Below are 18,868 nucleotides of genomic sequence, written 5' to 3' on the forward strand. Positions count from 1 at the left end.
AAGCCTAACTTTGGCAGAGCCAAAGTTACTTCGAAAGCTTCAACATCAAGTTTTCACAGCGTCAAAACTTCTCATATGGACTACATATTGAAGTCGGTACACGCAGACATGCGGAATCGTAATATCAACTCCGCAGCTGCATTTCTATATTAGTGCGAGGCAGCGAAGCTTTTTCTGAATTGCTCGATCGCAGCTTTCAGAGCCGTTTCGTTGTCTGCAGTCAAATCTTTGTTGTCCACGATGGATTGGAGAATCTCAGGGTGCGAGCTCACCATAAACGCCAGGAATTCACGTTCGAAGCGAGTTACGTCGCCTGTAGGGATTTCATCCAGATATCCTTTGACCGCCGTATACAAGCTGACTACCTGTTGTTCTACAGGCAGAGGCTGGTTTACGCCTTGCTTCAGGATTTCCATCATGCGAGCACCACGATTCAGGCGCGCCTGCGTGGATTTATCCAGATCGGAGCCGAATTGGGAGAACGCCTGCAACTCGCGATATTGGGCGAGATCGAGACGCAGGGAACCTGCAACCTTTTTCATCGCCTTGATCTGAGCGGAACCGCCGACACGGGATACGGAAATACCCACGTTGATCGCCGGACGTTGTCCTGCGTTAAACAGATCGGACTCCAGGAAGATCTGACCGTCCGTAATCGAGATTACGTTGGTCGGGATATATGCGGATACGTCGGAAGCCTGTGTTTCAATGAATGGCAACGCGGTTAAAGAACCACCACCAAGCTCATCATTCAGCTTCGCAGCGCGCTCCAGCAAACGGGAGTGCAAGTAGAATACGTCACCCGGATAAGCCTCGCGGCCTGGAGGACGACGAAGCAGCAAGGACAACTCACGGTATGCTGCCGCTTGTTTGGTCAGGTCATCATATACAACGAGAACGTGCTCGCCTTTGTACATGAAGTACTCACCCATGGAACAACCGGAGTAAGGAGCGATGTACAGGAGCGGTGACGGATCGGAAGCCGATGCCGTTACAACGATCGTGTATTCCATTGCGCCTCTGCGACGCAGCGTTTCAACAACCTGCGCAACCGTAGATTGTTTTTGACCTATAGCAACGTAGATACATTTCATGCCGCTGCCTTTTTGGTTCAGGATCGCGTCGATCGCGATGGATGTTTTACCTGTTTGACGGTCACCGATGATCAGCTCACGTTGACCGCGACCGATTGGAACCATAGCGTCAATCGCTTTGATCCCCGTTTGCATCGGCTCATGAACCGATTTACGATCCATTACGCCTGGTGCACGGCCTTCCACTGGACGGAATTCCGTCGTTGCGATTGGGCCTTTGCCATCCACCGGAATACCGAGCGGATTCACAACGCGTCCAATCAATGCCTCACCAACAGGCACTTGCATGATTTGACCTGTACGCTTAACTTGGTCACCTTCACGAATGTCGGAGTAAGGTCCCAGGATAACGACACCGACGTTGCTCTCTTCAACGTTCATGGCGAGACCCATTACGCCGCTTGGGAACTCAACCAACTCGTTGGACATGACGTTCTCAAGTCCGTATACACGGGCAATACCATCGCCGACCTCAATAACCGTACCTACTTCAACGACATCGATGTCGTTTTTGTATTGTTCGATCTGGCTTTTAATCAATGTACTGATTTCTTCTGGTTTGATACTCAAGTGTCCTCACCCCAATCTACTGTACTCGTCTATTAAAAGACTGCTCAAGACGTTCGAGCTTGCCAGACAAGCTGCCGTCATAGATCGTATCGCCAATGGCGACTTTCAATCCGCCCAAGAGGCTCGGATCAACGATATTTTCAATACGTACCTGTTTATTGACACGGCCGCCGAATTCGCGAGCAACCGCTTGTTTTTCTTCCTCATTCAGCGCATAAGTCGAGTATACGAGCGCATCGGCAATGCCCAGCGACTCTCCCTCGATCTTCACGTAATCACTCAGCAGAGCATCCAGCAAATCAACGCGTCCGCGCTCGATCAGGAGCAGGACAGTTCGCAGGACGGACTCAGACACTTTACCGTCAAGGCTGGCGTGCAGCGCATTCCGTTTTGCCTCATCCGAAATGTTAGGAGAAGAGATAAACTTGCCGATCTCCTTATCCCCGGTCAGTGCAACAACAACCGCCCGCAGCTCTTGCTCCGTTTCCAGCACGCGTTGTTGCTGCTGCGCCACTTCAAACAATGCTTTTGCATAACGTTTGGCAACAATCGTATCGCGGCTCATTTTCTGCCCCCTACCTCATTGAGGTATTGGTTCACAAGCTCTTCTTGTGCAGGACCGTTCTCAACTTCTTTTTTGATCAGTTTGGAAGCGATCTGTACCGAAGCAGAGCCCAGCTCGCTGCGCAATGCCGCAACCGCTTTGTTTTTCTCGCTTTCGATTTCACGCACTGCATCGTCTTTCAGGCGATTCGCTTCGGATTTGGCATCGGCCAAAATCGTTTCGGCTTGCTTGTTTCCGGTTTGTTTGGACTGCTCGATAATATCGTAAGCTTCTTTGCGCGCTTGTTCCAAAGCTTTCTTTTGTTCCTCAACATAGGCAAGAGCTTGATCACGAGTCTGCGCAGCCTCATTCATCTGCGTCATTACGAGTTCGCGACGTTTCTCCATGATGGAGAAAAGCGGGCCAAATGCATAACGGCTAAGCAGCCAATATAAAATAACAAAAGCGATGATCGCCAGAACTGTATTTTCCCATACGAAACTCAATCTGTTCACTCCTTCCTGGAGATATCCTCAGGCTGCATTTCCGGGTTTACGGACGCTACCTAAAAAGAAGGCGCGGATGGCTGTGGCCTTCCCCGCCAAACCTGCATTGATTTTATTAAGCCGCGCCGTAGAAAATGAACGCCAGAACCACACCGATGATCGGCAATACCTCGATCAAACCTACCCCGATAAACATTGTTGTTTGCAGCGTGGATTTCGCTTCCGGTTGACGAGCGATCCCTTCAACTGTTTTGCTGATTACCAAACCGTTACCGATACCTGCGCCAAGTGCGCCCAATCCTGCAACAATTGCTGCTGCCAATAATGCCATTGCTCCCATTTGTATATCCTCCTTAGAATAATCGTTAAATTTTATAGTTCAGTCCTGCAGGGCTAATCCGTTTGGACTTGAATCTTAATGTTCGTCGTGAGACTCGACGGTCTGTGAAATATAAACCATCATCAGTACTACGAAGACAAATGCCTGAATGGCACCGATAAAGATACTGAATCCTTGCCATGCAGCCAACAGCGGGATCGCCGCAATTGCACCAATCCATTTGAAAGCCGTCAGTTTCATGATGGTTGAGATGAGAACCTCGCCCGCAAAGATGTTTGCGAACAAACGCATTCCGTGTGTCAACAGTTTGGATGCCGTCTCGATAATGTTAATCGGGAAGAACAACCAATGCGGCTGGAAGTAGTGTTTGAGATACGCTCTAGTATTTTTGAACAATCCCAGACCGTGAGCGATCACAAACGCAATAAGTGCCAGTCCCATCGTCACAGAAAGGTCTGCGGTCGGTGATTTCCACCAAGCAATCTCAATGTGAGGGTGAGCATTCGGATCTTTCTCATGCGCTTCGTTGAATGCTTCGACAGCACTTACGATCGGTTGACCCGCAATCTGTGCCTGACTTACATCAGTCATGCCAGTGACTACCCCAAAAGGAAGCCCAAGCATGTTACCCACAAAAATAAACATAATCATGGTTGTTGCCAGAGTAAGGAAATGCTGGCCCTTCTTCATGTCCATCGTACTCGAGATCAGGTTGCGAACAAACTCGATGGCCCATTCCAAAAAGTTCTGCATTTTACCTGGGTTGTCTACAGACAAGTTTCTTGTCGCCAGTTTACAAATGATAAAGACGATTAAGCTAGTCACCACCAGCATCAGTACAACCGACAAGTCCAGTCTGAATCCACCCAGATCAATAATGGGAGCTTCATGCATATTTTTCTCACCCCTTTCTCGCGTTCAATTCGGTTCAGTTCTATGATTCTGTGTTGCGGGATAAGATGATCCCTATAAATAGGAGGGAAAATTGCGCAAAGACGAGGCCACCCACGACCGCGTATGTATTGAAGTACTGCGGATACCGCATCGCCAGAAAAACACCGAGCACCGCAAGTGCCGCCCTTGTCAAAAATCCCAGATTTACCCTCTTCAAATTACCCCCAGCCGCATCTTCCGACATAATCCTCACTTTGCGTCCGAGATAGGAAGCATTGATCCAGCTGATGCCTACGCCCAAAGCCAGTCCGACTGCGATCGTCTGGATGTCGGGAAACAATGCGGCAATCAGGAAACAGATCATGAGGATGGTCATAACGCACACTGTCATCCATTTGCGAAGTCTGGTTAGTTCACTCATCACTTTCCCCCATGAATTTTTTCGCGATAAAGTAGATGCTCACGCCGCCTGCCGCCAGAAAAAAGAGAACGCTTACGGCGGTCCATATTCCGGTAGTTCCAAAGGTCTTGTCTACCCAGGAGCCGACGAAATATCCGGCAACGGCGAGGACGGCAATCTCGATCCCAAAAGCTGTCACGAGCCCCATCGCTTTCCACACGTTATCGTCATGGTTACGGGATGAATTTGGTTTGTTCGAATCGGCCATTTTCCACGCCACCCTTGCAATCCCAGTTAATTTTACTGAATGATGAGAGCCTTTGTCAATTGAATGATTTTAGCGTTTTAAAGGGTAAAACGACGGATTTATAAGCCCTCAAAAGCCCATAAACCCGCGTAAACCGTACAGTTTAACTGTATGCTGTACCCTTCGTGAATCGAACAAAAAAAGTAAATTATTTTTTGAATTTTCTGTGAAATGATTCCGGTCTTTCGTCTTTCCTGCCAAAATGGTGCAAAATCGCATTGACAATTCTTTCCGAAGCCTGTCCGTCACCGTACGGATTAGCAGCCTGACTCATGCTTTCATAGAGTGTATCGTCCGTTAGCAAAGCCCGCGTCCGTTCATAAACGCGTTCCTCACTCGTCCCGACAAGCTCCAGGGTGCCAGCTTCGATGCCCTCGGGACGCTCCGTCGTATCCCGAAGAACAAGGACAGGCACGCCAAACGAAGGCGCTTCTTCCTGCAAACCGCCTGAATCGGTCAAAATCAAGTGAGTATGCGGGTAAAAGTTATGCAAATCCACTACGTCTAGCGGATCAATAAGTTTAATTCGGGGATGATCTCCCAAAATTTCGTGAGCCGGCTCCTTCACAGCAGGACTTGGATGCACCGGGTACACGATGGCAATATCTTCGAACTCGTAGGCAATCCGTTTGACGGCCCGGAAAATGTTGCGGTGAGGCTCGCCTTGGGATTCACGGCGGTGAGCTGTCATCAGCACAAGGCGTTTGCCTTGCGCCCAATCAAGTACCGGATGTGTATAACCCTGCCGTACTGTATATTGAAACACATCCGTGATCGTATTGCCTGTGACGTAGGTACTAGACTCCGGTTTATTTTCTTTGGCGAGGTTCGAGGCAGACCAGTCCGTCGGCGCAAAATGCATATCTGCCAATACGCCCGTAAGCTGACGGTTCATCTCTTCGGGATATGGAGAAAGCTTGTTCCATGTCCGAAGCCCAGCTTCCACGTGACCCACTTGAATCTGCTGCATGAAAGCGGCATAACTGGCCAGGAACGTCGTCAGCGTATCCCCATGAACCAATACGATATCCGGTTTCGCTTCGCGAAGTACAGGTTCGAGCCCTTGCAATACGCGGATGCTGATTTCGTTCAACGTCTGACGTTCTTTCATGACATCCAGATCGTAGTCCGGTTTAATGTTGAACACCTCGAGAACCTGATCCAGCATCTGGCGATGCTGTGCCGTTACGCACACGATCGACTCGATCGATTCAGGATACTTCTGCAGTTCCAAAATGAGCGGAGCCATTTTGATCGCTTCCGGCCGCACGCCGAAAATCGTCATTACTTTGATTTTGTTGGACATTCGAGCAAAGCCCCTTTTCTACTACCGCACAGAGACGTGCGCTTATTTTGTGCCGTACAGGCGGTCTCCTGCATCTCCCAGTCCGGGAACGATGTATCCATGGTCATTCAGGCACTCGTCCAATGCAGCCACGTAAATGTCCACATCCGGGTGAGCATCATGAACAGCCTTTACGCCTTCCGGTGCTGCTACAAGGTTCATCATTTTGATTTGGGTGCAGCCGCGCTTTTTGAGCACGTCAATCGCCGCGATGGCCGATCCGCCGGTGGCCAGCATCGGGTCGATCACGATCAACTCGCGTTCCGTCACATCCGTAGGCAGTTTGGTGTAGTATTCGACAGGCTGCAGCGTTTCCGGGTCACGGAACAAGCCGACATGGCCAACCTTCGCTGCAGGCAGCAATTTCACGACGCCATCCAGCATACCCAGGCCTGCGCGAAGGATCGGCACCAGTCCGAGCATGCGGCCCGAAATCACTTTTCCTTTCGTTTGGGCAACAGGAGTCTGAACGTCGATCGATTCCAGCGGAATCTCTCTCGTAATCTCGTAGGCCATCAATGTGGCTACCTCGTCCACGAGTTCGCGGAAATCTTTCGTATTTGTACGCATGTCGCGAATAAACGTCAGTTTGTGTTGAATCAAAGGATGATCACATATTACCAATTTTCGCATCTTAATTTGTCCCTCCGGTAAGTTCTTCAATGTACAGCTTATCCAATATCGCCTGACGATCATTCATCCGGCCCGATAAATCCTGTATATTATATCATCACCCACACCGAATTACACCCTCCAAGGACATCGAATCATTACAGAAAAACGAATCCTACAAAAACAGGACCGGAAACATAGTGTCCGGTCCTTGAAGAAGTAAATTCTAGTATTTCAGGTCAGTGTACAGCGGGAATTTGTCGGTCAGCTTCGTTACTTCGCTGCGCGCTTCATCCAGAATCGCTGTATCTTTCGGGTTTTTCAACGTTTTGGCAATGATTTTACCGATCGCAACCATCGCTTCCTCATCCATGCCGCGCGACGTTGCCGCAGGCGTACCGATCCGGATGCCGCTTGTGATGAACGGGCTGGTCGGATCGAAAGGAATGGCGTTTTTGTTGACGGTGATACCAATGGAATCGAGCACATGCTCCGCTTCTTTACCCGTGATGTTCACGCTGCGAGTGTCGATGAGCATCAAGTGGTTGTCCGTACCGCCGGACACGATGTTCAAGCCTTCGCTGATGAGCGTTTCAGCCAGAACTTGCGCATTTTTCACGACGTTTTGAGCATATGTTTTGAAAGAAGGCTGCAATGCTTCGCCAAGGGCTACCGCTTTGGATGCGATGACGTGCATCAGCGGCCCGCCTTGGGAACCAGGGAATACGGCTTTGTCGATCGCCGCAGCCCACGATTTCCGGCACAGAATCATACCGCCGCGAGGTCCGCGCAGCGTTTTGTGCGTCGTTGTCGTTACGAAATGAGCATGCGGAACCGGGCTTGGATGCAATCCGGCAGCCACAAGGCCTGCGATGTGAGCCATGTCGACCATGAACAACGCGCCTACATCATTGGCGATGGCGGCAAGTTTTTCGAAATCGATCGTGCGCGGATATGCACTTGCACCGGCAACGATCAGGCGGGGACGATGTTTGAATGCCGCTTTGCGAACTTCGTCGTAATCAATCATGAACGTGTCTTCCTGTACGCCGTAAGCCACGAAATTGTACAACAAACCGGATGCATTGACCGGGCTGCCGTGCGTCAAGTGTCCGCCATGGGCCAGGTTCATGCCGAGCACGGTGTCGCCTGGTTTCAGCGCTGCCAAATATACCGCCATGTTCGCTTGCGCACCGGAATGGGGCTGTACGTTAACATGCTCCGCACCAAACAGCTCTTTTGCGCGATCGCGCGCGATATCCTCAACGATATCCACGTGTTCGCATCCGCCATAGTAGCGTTTGCCCGGATATCCTTCGGCATATTTGTTCGTAAGTACAGAACCCATCGCTTCAATTACCGCTTCGCTGACGATGTTCTCGGATGCGATCAGCTCGATGTTGTTGCGTTGGCGTTTCAATTCGAGATTCATCGCTTCCAGTACTGCCGGGTCACTCTTGCGCAATTGTTCCATGATTAAATTCCTCCCGTTTATAAATGAAGTTAGTCAGTCACAAAATGTTGAATCAAGCTCTTCGTCCAAACGATACACCGCGCGTTCCCCGCCGATGAGTTTGGGCCGGGTCAACGCGGCCGTTACCCGCGCTTCGCCGATATAGCGAAGAGTCGTGCGAAAAGGTACTGCAACATGGCGCAAATGCATGCCAATCATCGTTTCTCCGATGTCCACCCCCGCATGGGCCTGCACATGTTCAGCCAGACATGGTTTCGCCAGCGAGCGATAGGCCGCGGCTGCCATGGAGCCGCCTGCCTTTGGCACCGGAACGGCTCCCACCTCGGTCAATCCAAGGCGCGTCAACACCGAACGTTCCATGACCAGAGCACGATTCAAATGCTCGCAGCACTGAAACGCCGTGTCGAAACCGAATTCCTGTTGTACCTCGCGAATACCGTCAAGCAGCTGCTGGGCAACTTCAAAGGCACCGCCCGTACCAATCCGTTTGCCTGCAACCTCGCTTGTGCTGGTACCGATCACCACGATCTGCCCAGGCCCAAGCTTGCCCGCAATCGCCAGTTCACGCAACACCGCTGCGGTCTGCTCCTGCAATCCGGGTTGATGCGAATCCAACTCCGTTGTCATCCTATCGCCTCCCGATTAAATCATGCCCTGCTTCCTCTGGATTGTCTCGCATGCATGCGTGGCATTTCAGGTACCATTATAGCGAATAAACGGACGAAATACGAAAAAAGAGCAGTCTGCGGGTATCGCAGAATTGCTCTTTTGCCCAGGCGACCGGCCGTTTGTTCTGGTGCTCCACCGTGGTTAAACCCACTTTTGTCGCCAGTTACACCAGATCCCTGTTTTCCATTTCATCATAAATCAACCCGCGCTTAAAATCAACGGGAAATTTACACTCGATGTCCTGTTTGACAATGTCATCCCATCTTGACGAACAACAGCCTTATGCTCTGCAGACGCTATTCCAGTTTGTCCAGCAATCGGTCCAGCGCGGTGCGAATTTCAGCTGCGGCCACATTGTAATCATCCCGGCTCCCGCCGAACGGGTCGGAGATGTCAAAGCTCGGGATACGTTGACGAATCTCGATGGCACGCTCGCGCTCGTCTGCCGAAATTTCCTGGCCGAGCGCTCGTTTCATCTCCAGCGTGGCGAACAGGCTGTCCAGTTCCTGCAAGTCGTTCATAACCTGTTCATCGTCTTCCACGTACTCTTTCAGCGTATACGTTTTGTGGACCGAGTCTGGAAACACTTGAATAACATGCTGCTTGTGCCCTCTGGTCAGCGTAAGCACAAGATCCGCCCATTCGATCAGATCGGCATTCAGCTGCGTGGAGTGTTCGGGGCCGCGGACGTCATGATCCCGCAAAACCGCTTCCGCATGATGGGAAATCGGCATACCCGTCGTCGCCGCAACCCCGGCGGAACGCACCTCCACCTCGATCCCCCGGTCGGCTGCCAGCTTGCGCATCAGTCCTTCAGCCATGGGGCTGCGGCATGTATTTCCGGTGCATACAAACAAAATATGTTTCATCGTGCAAGCCTCCCCATTCAAAATGATGTCCATATATGAATAACGCCATAAATTCCGTAAAAAACGCTAACGAAGCGTTTTTTTGCACAGGCGAACTACGATTAACCGTTTGTTGCTTGAAATATCGGCTTTCACATGCAGTACTCGGATGCTTTATGAAACTATGGACCAAGCATCCATCGATATATTTTCATATTCGAATAAACCGGACCCATTCTATCGATGCTTTCTTGCTATTATAGGATATGTTAAGCCCTGTTGAAAACATGTACACCGCACAACGTTCAGAAAATAAAAAGCAGCCCGAAAGCTAACAAGATCGCTCCCCCGACAGCCTCGCCGTAATCGCCAAGATTTTGACTGACACGCCGTCCGAGCAAAAGGCCCATGATGGACATCACGCCGCCGCAAATCCCGAATGCCAGCACGGTGAGCAACAAATTGCTGCTAAACATGCCCAGCGATACGCCAACCGAGAACGAGTCTATGCTTACGCTGAACGAGAATAACGTGACCCCCAGCATGGTACGGTGATCAACCAGCTTGGTATCTCCTTCCCGAAAAGCGTTCCAGATCATATGCCCACCCAGCAAAATAAGCAAGCCACCCGCCGCATATGTCGTGATGTCTCCCAACAGGGCACTGACGTATTTGCCCGTCACCATGCCGATCAATGGCATGATGACGTGAAACAAGGCCGTCACCGTGCTGATCTTCAGCACATCCCGCAACCGTATGCCTTTCATGCCGATGCCGATCCCCAGAGAAAAGGCATCCAGCCCAAGAGCCACAGCCATGATCAAAATGGTTACCAGCTGCCCCACATGGGCAGATACATCCCACATCCCCATTCCCCCATGTCCCGTAAAAGATTCTTGTACACGATATGCGGACAAGGCCATAAACATGACCAGGGATAATTAAAGAGGCTGCCGGAAACCCGGCAGCGTCGGGCCAAACGATTCGCTTTATCGCCGTTCGGGAAGGAATGGGCGGATGGAGGATGTAATCAGGGCGCTGACGAACATCAGCAGTCTTATTTCATCAAAATGATGACCGTTCCAATTCTAACGAGCTTCAGTAACGTTATTTCGCTGAAAGTGGCCTTCTACACGCCATTTCATATCCCATAGCGTGCTTCAGGTTCGCTGCACAATCACGAGCGCTATTTCGCGCCAAATAACGTGACCAGGGTTCGTTAGAGCTGGACGGGACGTAACGGGGTGCGGCAGACCGACCGGGCAGGCGCAGAACAAAGCGTGGTGCATGCCCTGTAAGCACGGGCGAGGTCGAGGCGACTGGAGGTGATGCGTCTGACCGGGCATGCTGCGGCGGAGCCGCGAAAGCGCGGTGCGGCGCACCCGAGCATAGCGCCGCGGGCCGCTCCCGGCGGGTCATCCGACCTGAATCAGTCGGTGGCCCGCCGCCTTGAGCAGCCGATTCATGACGGCTGCGCCAAGCCCTTCGCGCGAGCAGGCTTCCGCCACGATATACGTGGCGCCCTGCTCATCGCAGCTGCGCAGCGCGGCGTACAGCCTGCGCGCAGCTTCCTCCAGCTCGCTGGCTTCGCCCAGCGAGAACACTGCGTCGGCGCGGTACTGCTCCGCGTGCTCGGCGAACGCCAGCACTGCGGTGCGCTCCCCGCGCTGCGCCGCCTCCGCGAGGGCGGCGCCGATCCAGGCCGCCACCGCATCAGGCGGCCCCTCCACCACGCACAGCGCGCCAACGGGCGCATAGTGCGTGTACTTCACGCCCGGCGAGCGCGGCGCCGGGCGATCGTCGCCGCCGGGCCCTTCGGCCAGCAGGCCCGGGTCCGTGGCGACGCGGGCGGCCACGGCGGACAGCTGCTCCGCCGTGATGCCGCCAGGGCGCAGGATGGTGACGGTACCGTCGTCACCGGCCTGCACCACTGTGGACTCGACGCCCACCCCTGTGGGGCCGCCGTCCACAATGCCGCCGATGCGGCCAGCCAGGTCCTCGCGCACATGTGACGCGAGCGTAGGGCTTGGCCGCCCCGAGCGGTTGGCGCTTGGCGCGGCGACCGGGCAATCCGCCGCCGCGATCAGCTGCAGCGCAACCGGATGGTCCGGCATGCGCACGCCCACTGTATCCAATCCGGCGGTGACGCGAGGCGATACCGCGCCTTCTCTAACAGGCAGCACCAGCGTAAGCGGTCCAGGCCAAAACGCATCCATCAGCGCTTCCGCAGTGGCATTGACCTCCGTCACCAGCGGATCCAGCTGGTCGCGGCGGGCAATATGCACGATCAGCGGGTTGTCGGAAGGCCGCCCCTTGGCGGCGAATACGGCTTCCACCGCTGCCGTGCTGCGCGCATCCGCACCGAGGCCGTACACCGTTTCGGTCGGGAAGGCAACGGTTTCCCCTTGACGTAGGCAGGCTGCGGCAGCCTGCAAGTCCACGAGCGCCTGCTGCCTTGCAGAAGCGCTCTCCTTTTTTCCATCCCCATCTTCCGGGTTGATCAGCACCTTCACGTCCCAAATGACCGTATCCTTCATCGGCTGGCCTTGTTGAAAACCAACGCCCGCCTCTCCTGCATTTCCATTCGTATTGCTTAACGGCTGCATCGCTTCTTGTTCTCTGTTCATCTATTCATCATTCCCAAACGTTCATAGTAGGTTATGTTCGCTCGCACGGATACTATATAAACCGCACTATCAATCACACAAGGCCACTGCGAGTGCAGTACGATCTTCCGATCGCTCTTATCCCCAGATTTTTTCGAATCCTCTTTCTTTAAGGGAAAATCCGGTGATAAATACGCACGCCTCGCTTCTTCAGATTGGTTCTGCCTCTCCGTTAGCGTGTGTATGTTTTTGTGGTTTATATAGTTATACGCCACCAGCGCTCGAACAAACATCAGTACATTAGTATTTATCCTTCTTCGTTACAAACGCAAGATATTCGTCAGGTTCCTTCCTGCAACAAATATGGTAACAGCGTCGTTCCCCAATTATAACACATCCCTGCTGCTCCCGGACGGGCTCGCTGCCGCGGCAGCATGCCGTAAAAAAAGGACAGTGCCCACTTTGGAGACCGTCCCGGTTGAATCGATATGAACATCAAGCAAACCATCCGGTTACCCAGCTCCAGACATTGACCGCCAAATCCCACAAGAAGAAGCGCGCTTCCGGAGCAGCGTCCTGAACAGACGCGGCGGTTTTCACAGCTCCAGGCTCGGCAGCAGCGGCGGCAGACGCCGTCGTCGGCTTGGCCAACGCATCGCCCGTACCTGCATCGATGAAGCACAGCGGCGGGAAAAGAACGCACCACCAATTTTGCCCCTCGCCTTTCCCCAGTGTTACGCGCACTGCTTCATAATCCCCGGCGGGATATACGGTACCCCCATACAGTTTGGTCGGAAAAGGAACCACCCCAAGCTCCACCTGATAATCGTAGTTCAGCCCGCGACTCTTAAGCTCCGCTCCCACCAACGCCTCCAGCTCGGGCAAATGGCGACGGATGACAGCACGCGCATCCTCGATGCTCTGCGGGTTGTCCAGCACCGATACCCACTGATCCATCTGGGCAACGACAGCATCGCGAATCTCGCGTTTCACGAGCTGGTCTCCGGCGGAATCCGAGTTGGCCAAAATGCGCAAACGGATCGATTGCTCCGGAATGTTCGCGGCCGCTACGGCTGCATCCGTTTTCTGTCCTTCCCACATCATAATTACCATCATAAGACAGGCTATAATAAGTCCAATTTGTTTCACGAATCGTCTGCTCATCCCGTTCTCCCCCTTGGCTCCCGTAGTCATGTTCCCTGCAACTCTCTCATGTCTATCAGTATGCCCGGGGGAGACGAAAGTAAACCTATTAAATTCACGAATCTAGCAATATTGCAAAATATATATTCCGGCGCTTCTCCCGTACGTTTGAACCAACCACGTCCGGATCATCCCGTCATCTTGCCTGTTCCCATCCTGCCTTTTAACCGTCCCCACAATCCGCTCCTCTGTTCCGCAAAACCAAAATCATCGTCCTCTTCATGCCCGTACAGCTTGATGCTCATCACAAATCCGATGCACGCCATATTGATCAGCAGCGACGTCCCGCCGTAACTGATGAAGGGCAGCGTAATTCCCGTTAAAGGCATCAGGCCGAGGAATGCGCCGATATTTTCATAAACCTGATACAGCAGCATGCCGATCACGCCCACAATGATGACAGGTCCGGTCCGATCCTTGCATTCAAGCGCGATCAGCACCATCCGGTGGATCAGGATAAAGTAGAGCAGAAGCAGCACCGAACCGCCAACGAAGCCGAACTCCTCGGCAATGACCACGAAAATGGAATCCGAATACGTATAGGGCACCCTTCCGCTTTGAACCGAAGTTCCTTGAAGGTACCCCTTCCCGGTAATGCCGCCCGATCCGATCGCAAGCCCGGCGTTTTTCGTATGCCAGGAAGCCTTCGCCGTCGCTTTCTCCGGTACGAGCCATGGATCGATCCGCTCTGCCCAATGCTCCCGATCCGCCGCTTCCAAAAACGTATAAATCTCATCATGGTATGTCGTATACGCCTGTACAAAGCCAAATATTGAACCCCCTATGATCGCCAAACCGATCAGAGCGTGAGACAGCTTGATATTCCCGATCCAAAGCACGGCCGCCAAAATAACAACGTAACCAAGCGCGTTGCCCAGATCGTTCTGAGCCATGACCAAAGCAAACGGCAGGAACGTCCACAATCCGATGGGAACGACATCCCGCCAGAAGCCAAGCGGCCGTTTCGTCCTGATCAGCAGGAGTTTGGCCAGAAACAAAATCAGCACCAGCTTAAACAGCTCCGCAGGTTGAAGGGAGAACGATCCGATCTGCAACCACCCATTGGCATTGTTGATGGCATTCCCGACAAAATGAACGAGGATCAGCAACAGAATACCGACCCAGTAAATCCAGAACGCATACTTAATGAACAGCTTATAGTTAACCAGACCAATACCGAACACGGCTGCGAAACCAGCGACATAAAATAACAGTGTCTTTATATGATGGCGTCCCAGTTCCGGACTTGCCTGCACAGCGCTGTATACCGTAACCACGCTAAATATCATCAACAGGAACAGCACGAACAGAATAACGCCATCCATCTTCTTCAACAAGCTCCACATGCCGTTGTTCCCCCTCGACCTTTACGCGATACAAACGGAATAGGCATCAAGAAATTTTTCCCAGATGCAACACTATTATATCCAATACAATGAACAAATGGAAATAACCCCGAAAGAACGAGCGGATGACTCCACTTCTTCTTTCGGGGTTATTTTGTGATGCATATTCCGTGAAGATAGGGCGATCCCACGGTGGCTTGCCGTTCAGAGGATCACCTCAGCCTATCGTTCAGGCAAGATCCCCTTGTTCTTCCTCAGATTGCGGCCGCTTCCGCTTGAACAGCTTTACAAACAGTTCGCTGATGGTTGGCTGCTCCGTCGTGCCGAGAATGTCTTCATTCTCCTCGGTATGCACCTTGATGCTCATAGCGATCCCCATACTAAGCATATTCAACATAAGCGAAGTACCCCCAGAACTGATAAACGGCAGCGTGATGCCTGTCAGCGGCATCAGACCAATAAACGGACCGATGTTAACGAAGATCTGGTAGAGCAGCATGGCAATAATGCCCACAATGAGATAAGGTCCGGCTCGATCCTTACACTCCAGTGCAATCAGTACAAGACGGTGAATGAGAATAAAGTATAACAAGAGCAGTACGGACGCTCCGACAAAACCGAATTCCTCGCCGATCTGTACAAAGATGGAATCCGCATAAGCCAGAGGCACGCGATTCGATTGAATGGTCGTGCCTTGCATATATCCTTTACCAGTAATGCCGCCCGAGCCGATAGCCAGCTTGGCATTATACGTTTGCCACAAGACGTCCCGTGACGTCTGGTCCGGCACAAGCCAAGGATCGAAGCGGTCTGCCCAGTGCGATCGGCCGATATCCTTCAGAAACTTGACGATTTCGTCGTGGTAATGGATATAAGCCTGGGTCCCGCCGATAAAAGCAGCAACCGCAATGACGAATCCGATCAACGCATGCGTAAACTTAATGTTGCCGATCCAGAGCAATCCGATCAGGATGACCACGTAGCTGAGTGCATTCCCCAAGTCATTTTGCAGCAAGACCAGCAGCAACGGCGGTAATACGCACAAGGATACCGGAATGACATCCCTGCCGAAATACAGCCGCCGATTCGGCTTTCGCGCCAGCAGCGCTGACAGAAACACGATCAGGCAGAGCTTGAACAGCTCGGCAGGCTGCAAACTGACACCAAATACAGACAACCAACCTTTGGCACCATAGTACTCCTTACCGAAGAAAGTAACGATGACCAGCAAAGCCATGCCGGCACCGTAAATGTACAAGTAATTTTTGATAATGAAGTTGTAGTTAATCATCGAGATGCCAAAAAAGACGACAAAACCCAAAATGTAAAACATCACGGCACCCTTGGTGAGTGATTCAAGTTTAGGCCGGCCAAAAGTTGTACTGTAGATGGATAAGATACTTATCGCCATCAGAACCAGCAATATAAAGACGATCGTGTAATCAATTTTTTTAAATTTATCGAGCATGCGTTACGTTCCCCCAAATATCGACAATCTTCGGTATATCCATTGTAGAGGATTTCGCGGCAAAAAGAAAACCCGCCGAATCTTACACTTCTGTCACCGGTTCCGAAGCGCGAATTCCGAGGACGTGACGTTCGATGCCGGCAAGGTCCGGCACGATGACGATTTCCGGCCAGTGTCCGGCAGCCTCCAGCATGGCTGCAATGTCGCGCGCCTGCCCTTGGCCAAGCTCAAAGCCGATCACCTGCGGCGGCGCGGGCAGCAGCGCGAGCTGCCGCAGCATGATCCGGTACGGCGCGAGCCCGTCCGGCCCGCCGTCCAGCGCAGTGCGCGGCTCATGGTCGCGCACCTCCGGCTGCAGCCCGGCGATATCCTCCGCCGGGATGTAGGGCGGGTTGGACACCAGGATGTCCAACCGTTCCCCCGCGAACGGAGCCAGCAGATCGCCTTCACGGAAGTCGATCCGCACGCCGTTCGCCGCCGCGTTCCGCGCGGCCACTTGCAGCGCCGCCGCCGAGATGTCCCCGGCGGCTACCTGCCAGCGCGGGCGCTGCGCGGCCATCGTCACCGCGATGGCCCCGCTGCCCGTGCCGACGTCGACGGCGCGCACCGCGTCGCCGGCGGCAAACACGCGGTCGGCCGCGCGCAGCACGGCTTCGACCAGCAGCTCGGTCTCCGGCCGCGGAATCAGCACGGCCGGCGTGACCTCGAACGGCAGCCCGTAAAACTCCTGGCTGCCGATGATGTATTGCGCAGGCTCGCCCGCGGCCTTGCGCGTCACGGCCGTTTCCCAGCGGCTGCGCAGCTCGCCGGGGAACGGCTCCGGCAGCTTCATGTAGTACGCGGCCCCTTCGAGGCCGAGTACATGCTCCAGCAGCAGCCGGGCGTTATTGTGCGGCTCTGTCACGCCGCACTTCTCCAAAAAAGAGGAAGCCTCCACGAAGGCTTCCCGGCAGCTCTGCTCCGGCGTCATCACGAATTTCGCCTGAGTCACAGATTATTCTCCTCTTTCCATCATCTCGGTCTGCTCGGCAATCGTGAGCGCAGACACGATCTCTTCGATCTCGCCGTTCATGATCTGATCCAGCTTGTGCATGGTCAGGCCGATACGGTGATCCGTTACGCGGCTTTGCGGGAAGTTGTACGTACGAATCCGCTCGCTTCGGTCGCCCGTTCCCACTTTGCTTTTCCGTTCACCCGCGTACTTCGCTTCTTCTTCCTGGCGCATCATGTCATAGATCCGGGTGCGAAGCACCTGCAGCGCTTTCTCCTTGTTGGAGTTCTGCGATTTGCCGTCCTGACAAGTTGCTACGATGCCGGTCGGAACGTGGGTTACGCGAACCGCCGATTTCGTCGTGTTGACGGACTGTCCGCCCGCGCCGCTGGAACAGAACGTATCTACGCGAATGTCCTTGTCATGGATTTCGATGTCGATCTCTTCGGCCTCGGGCAATACCGCCACCGTCGATGTGGACGTATGGATCCGTCCGCCGGATTCGGTGGAAGGGATACGCTGCACGCGATGCGCGCCGCTCTCGTATTTCATTTTGCTGTACGCGCCGCGTCCGTTGATCAGGAAGATGACCTCTTTGAAGCCGCCCAGGTCGTTCGTATTGGCGTCCATCAGTTCCACGCGCCAGCCTTGCGTATCCGCATAACGCGTATACATCCGGTACAGATCGGCCGCAAACAGCGCCGCTTCGTCCCCGCCGGCCGCGCCGCGAATCTCCACGATGACGTTTTTATCGTCGTTAGGGTCCTTCGGCAGCATAAGCACGCGAATTCGCTCTTCCAGCTCCTTCAAGCGAGCCGTGAGCTCCTCGATTTCCATTTTGACCATTTCGCGCATCTCGTCGTCCAGCTTCTCGCCCTGCATTTCTTTGGCAGCTTCGAGATCTTCGCTGGCCTGCTTGTATTCGTTATACGCTTCATACGTCGGCTGCAAATCCGACTGTTCTTTGGAATACTCCCGCAATTTTTTGTTGTCGCTGGCTACATCCGGGTCACACAGCAGCTCGCTGAGTTTCTCGTAACGATCAGCCAATGCTTGCAATTTATCCAACATTTTCGTCACCTCGCGCTTTATTTTGTTCCGCTTTCGTCTATCGCAACATCATTCATGCATTTCCATGTTTCGAATCTATAGTTCACAATGCCTTGGGCCTTGCTTGTAAGCCCTGCCGCAACATTTCATTCAATGACTGACGCACACTCTCGCTACAACGTCATCAAATCCTTTGCTTGTGATGGTTAGGTTAAAAAAGAATCCTGTACGCTGCATGTTTGCCCGCTTTCATTGCTGAAACAGCGCACACAAGTAAATACAGGTACACGACTCTTAATTATAGCATATTACATCCATCCTGAATAGATACTTTTCAGGTTTTGCACAGGGCGTTCATTGGCTATACGAACCAGCGCCGCTATACTTATATTACAATCATATGGCCGTGCCCGTTCCGGCATCCACTGCCAACCAGCCTGGCCCATTTATTTTGCACAGGAGCTGAGTCGCCATGTTTAGCGAACAAGAAAGAGAAGCGCTGTTTGAACACTCCCACCACTTAACCTTCGCTTGAAGTGGGGGATTCTTGGGTAATCGAACCTCTTGGTTCGAAGTGGACCAAGCGATCCCTGTGGTCCCC

General features: G+C 53.0%; 19 protein-coding genes and 1 riboswitch. All 19 genes read right to left on the reverse strand.

What is annotated here, in order from left to right:
- Positions 1–149: 149 nt before the first annotated feature.
- Complete coding sequence (gene atpA, locus RSX24_RS23795) at positions 150–1,664, reverse strand: F0F1 ATP synthase subunit alpha (RefSeq protein ID WP_236413019.1); 1,515 nt, start codon at positions 1,662–1,664, stop codon at positions 150–152.
- Positions 1,665–1,680: 16 nt separating this feature from the next.
- Positions 1,681–2,229: a F0F1 ATP synthase subunit delta gene (locus RSX24_RS23800; RefSeq protein WP_236413021.1), complete on the reverse strand. Its 549-nt coding sequence runs from the start codon at positions 2,227–2,229 to the stop codon at positions 1,681–1,683.
- Positions 2,226–2,714, reverse strand: a complete 489-nt coding sequence (gene atpF / locus RSX24_RS23805; protein WP_236413022.1) for a F0F1 ATP synthase subunit B — start codon at positions 2,712–2,714, stop codon at positions 2,226–2,228. Before atpF ends, RSX24_RS23800 begins: the two co-directional genes overlap by 4 nt.
- A gap of 115 nt (positions 2,715–2,829) precedes the next feature.
- A complete protein-coding gene (gene atpE, locus RSX24_RS23810) occupies positions 2,830–3,054 on the reverse strand; it encodes a F0F1 ATP synthase subunit C (protein ID WP_090903513.1) in 225 nt (74 codons plus the stop codon).
- A 75-nt stretch (positions 3,055–3,129) separates the two neighbouring features.
- Entirely contained in the window at positions 3,130–3,948 is an 819-nt protein-coding gene (gene atpB / locus RSX24_RS23815; protein ID WP_236413023.1) for a F0F1 ATP synthase subunit A, read from the reverse strand.
- Positions 3,949–3,988: 40 nt separating this feature from the next.
- Positions 3,989–4,369: an ATP synthase subunit I gene (locus tag RSX24_RS23820; RefSeq protein ID WP_236413024.1), complete on the reverse strand. Its 381-nt coding sequence runs from the start codon at positions 4,367–4,369 to the stop codon at positions 3,989–3,991.
- Positions 4,362–4,616 (reverse strand): AtpZ/AtpI family protein, encoded by a 255-nt coding sequence (locus tag RSX24_RS23825; protein ID WP_236413025.1) that lies wholly within the window; start codon positions 4,614–4,616, stop codon positions 4,362–4,364. Before RSX24_RS23825 ends, RSX24_RS23820 begins: the two co-directional genes overlap by 8 nt.
- Positions 4,617–4,803: 187 nt before the next feature.
- Entirely contained in the window at positions 4,804–5,961 is a 1,158-nt protein-coding gene (wecB, locus tag RSX24_RS23830) for a non-hydrolyzing UDP-N-acetylglucosamine 2-epimerase (RefSeq protein ID WP_343261983.1), read from the reverse strand.
- Between the two features lie 42 nt (positions 5,962–6,003).
- Positions 6,004–6,633 (reverse strand): uracil phosphoribosyltransferase, encoded by a 630-nt coding sequence (gene upp, locus RSX24_RS23835; RefSeq protein WP_236413027.1) that lies wholly within the window; start codon positions 6,631–6,633, stop codon positions 6,004–6,006.
- A 205-nt stretch (positions 6,634–6,838) separates the two neighbouring features.
- Positions 6,839–8,089 (reverse strand): serine hydroxymethyltransferase, encoded by a 1,251-nt coding sequence (gene glyA, locus RSX24_RS23840; protein ID WP_290371422.1) that lies wholly within the window; start codon positions 8,087–8,089, stop codon positions 6,839–6,841.
- Between the two features lie 30 nt (positions 8,090–8,119).
- Positions 8,120–8,713 carry a TIGR01440 family protein gene (locus RSX24_RS23845; protein WP_236413031.1) on the reverse strand — a complete coding sequence of 198 codons (594 nt, stop codon included), beginning with the start codon at positions 8,711–8,713 and terminating at the stop codon, positions 8,120–8,122.
- A 136-nt stretch (positions 8,714–8,849) separates the two neighbouring features.
- Positions 8,850–8,932, reverse strand: a riboswitch (ZMP/ZTP riboswitch).
- Between the two features lie 119 nt (positions 8,933–9,051).
- Entirely contained in the window at positions 9,052–9,624 is a 573-nt protein-coding gene (locus RSX24_RS23850) for a low molecular weight protein arginine phosphatase (protein ID WP_236413032.1), read from the reverse strand.
- A gap of 284 nt (positions 9,625–9,908) precedes the next feature.
- Positions 9,909–10,469 carry a manganese efflux pump MntP gene (locus tag RSX24_RS23855; protein WP_236413035.1) on the reverse strand — a complete coding sequence of 187 codons (561 nt, stop codon included), beginning with the start codon at positions 10,467–10,469 and terminating at the stop codon, positions 9,909–9,911.
- Between the two features lie 549 nt (positions 10,470–11,018).
- Positions 11,019–12,140: an L-threonylcarbamoyladenylate synthase gene (locus RSX24_RS23860; protein ID WP_343261988.1), complete on the reverse strand. Its 1,122-nt coding sequence runs from the start codon at positions 12,138–12,140 to the stop codon at positions 11,019–11,021.
- Positions 12,141–12,704: 564 nt separating this feature from the next.
- Positions 12,705–13,373, reverse strand: coding sequence for a stage II sporulation protein R (gene spoIIR, locus RSX24_RS23865; RefSeq protein ID WP_343261984.1), 669 nt, complete (start codon positions 13,371–13,373; stop codon positions 12,705–12,707).
- 167 nt (positions 13,374–13,540) lie between these two features.
- Positions 13,541–14,758 (reverse strand): FtsW/RodA/SpoVE family cell cycle protein, encoded by a 1,218-nt coding sequence (locus RSX24_RS23870; RefSeq protein ID WP_236413039.1) that lies wholly within the window; start codon positions 14,756–14,758, stop codon positions 13,541–13,543.
- A 229-nt stretch (positions 14,759–14,987) separates the two neighbouring features.
- Positions 14,988–16,226 carry an FtsW/RodA/SpoVE family cell cycle protein gene (locus tag RSX24_RS23875; protein WP_236413041.1) on the reverse strand — a complete coding sequence of 413 codons (1,239 nt, stop codon included), beginning with the start codon at positions 16,224–16,226 and terminating at the stop codon, positions 14,988–14,990.
- 82 nt (positions 16,227–16,308) lie between these two features.
- Positions 16,309–17,196, reverse strand: a complete 888-nt coding sequence (prmC, locus tag RSX24_RS23880; protein WP_236413710.1) for a peptide chain release factor N(5)-glutamine methyltransferase — start codon at positions 17,194–17,196, stop codon at positions 16,309–16,311.
- 24 nt (positions 17,197–17,220) lie between these two features.
- Positions 17,221–18,288, reverse strand: coding sequence for a peptide chain release factor 1 (gene prfA / locus RSX24_RS23885; RefSeq protein WP_236413043.1), 1,068 nt, complete (start codon positions 18,286–18,288; stop codon positions 17,221–17,223).
- Positions 18,289–18,868: the final 580 nt, after the last annotated feature.

The sequence above is a fragment of the Paenibacillus hubeiensis genome, from assembly GCF_032334105.1.
GTDB classification, from domain to species: domain Bacteria; phylum Bacillota; class Bacilli; order Paenibacillales; family Paenibacillaceae; genus Paenibacillus; species Paenibacillus hubeiensis.

Bases quoted from the DNA above. Each gene is read 5' to 3' on its own strand.
- spoIIR (WP_343261984.1), bottom strand. From the start codon at position 13,373: ATGAGCAGACGATTCGTGAAACAAATTGGACTTATTATAGCCTGTCTT.
- RSX24_RS23825 (WP_236413025.1), bottom strand. From the start codon at position 4,616: ATGGCCGATTCGAACAAACCAAATTCATCCCGTAACCATGACGATAAC.
- prmC (WP_236413710.1), bottom strand. From the start codon at position 17,196: ATGACGCCGGAGCAGAGCTGCCGGGAAGCCTTCGTGGAGGCTTCCTCT.
- RSX24_RS23875 (WP_236413041.1), bottom strand. From the start codon at position 16,226: ATGCTCGATAAATTTAAAAAAATTGATTACACGATCGTCTTTATATTG.
- RSX24_RS23860 (WP_343261988.1), bottom strand. From the start codon at position 12,140: ATGAAGGATACGGTCATTTGGGACGTGAAGGTGCTGATCAACCCGGAA.
- RSX24_RS23800 (WP_236413021.1), bottom strand. From the start codon at position 2,229: ATGAGCCGCGATACGATTGTTGCCAAACGTTATGCAAAAGCATTGTTT.
- RSX24_RS23850 (WP_236413032.1), bottom strand. From the start codon at position 9,624: ATGAAACATATTTTGTTTGTATGCACCGGAAATACATGCCGCAGCCCC.
- prfA (WP_236413043.1), bottom strand. From the start codon at position 18,288: ATGTTGGATAAATTGCAAGCATTGGCTGATCGTTACGAGAAACTCAGC.
- RSX24_RS23820 (WP_236413024.1), bottom strand. From the start codon at position 4,369: ATGAGTGAACTAACCAGACTTCGCAAATGGATGACAGTGTGCGTTATG.
- RSX24_RS23855 (WP_236413035.1), bottom strand. From the start codon at position 10,469: ATGTGGGATGTATCTGCCCATGTGGGGCAGCTGGTAACCATTTTGATC.
- atpE (WP_090903513.1), bottom strand. From the start codon at position 3,054: ATGGGAGCAATGGCATTATTGGCAGCAGCAATTGTTGCAGGATTGGGC.
- wecB (WP_343261983.1), bottom strand. From the start codon at position 5,961: ATGTCCAACAAAATCAAAGTAATGACGATTTTCGGCGTGCGGCCGGAA.
- RSX24_RS23845 (WP_236413031.1), bottom strand. From the start codon at position 8,713: ATGACAACGGAGTTGGATTCGCATCAACCCGGATTGCAGGAGCAGACC.
- atpB (WP_236413023.1), bottom strand. From the start codon at position 3,948: ATGCATGAAGCTCCCATTATTGATCTGGGTGGATTCAGACTGGACTTG.
- RSX24_RS23870 (WP_236413039.1), bottom strand. From the start codon at position 14,758: ATGTGGAGCTTGTTGAAGAAGATGGATGGCGTTATTCTGTTCGTGCTG.
- upp (WP_236413027.1), bottom strand. From the start codon at position 6,633: ATGCGAAAATTGGTAATATGTGATCATCCTTTGATTCAACACAAACTG.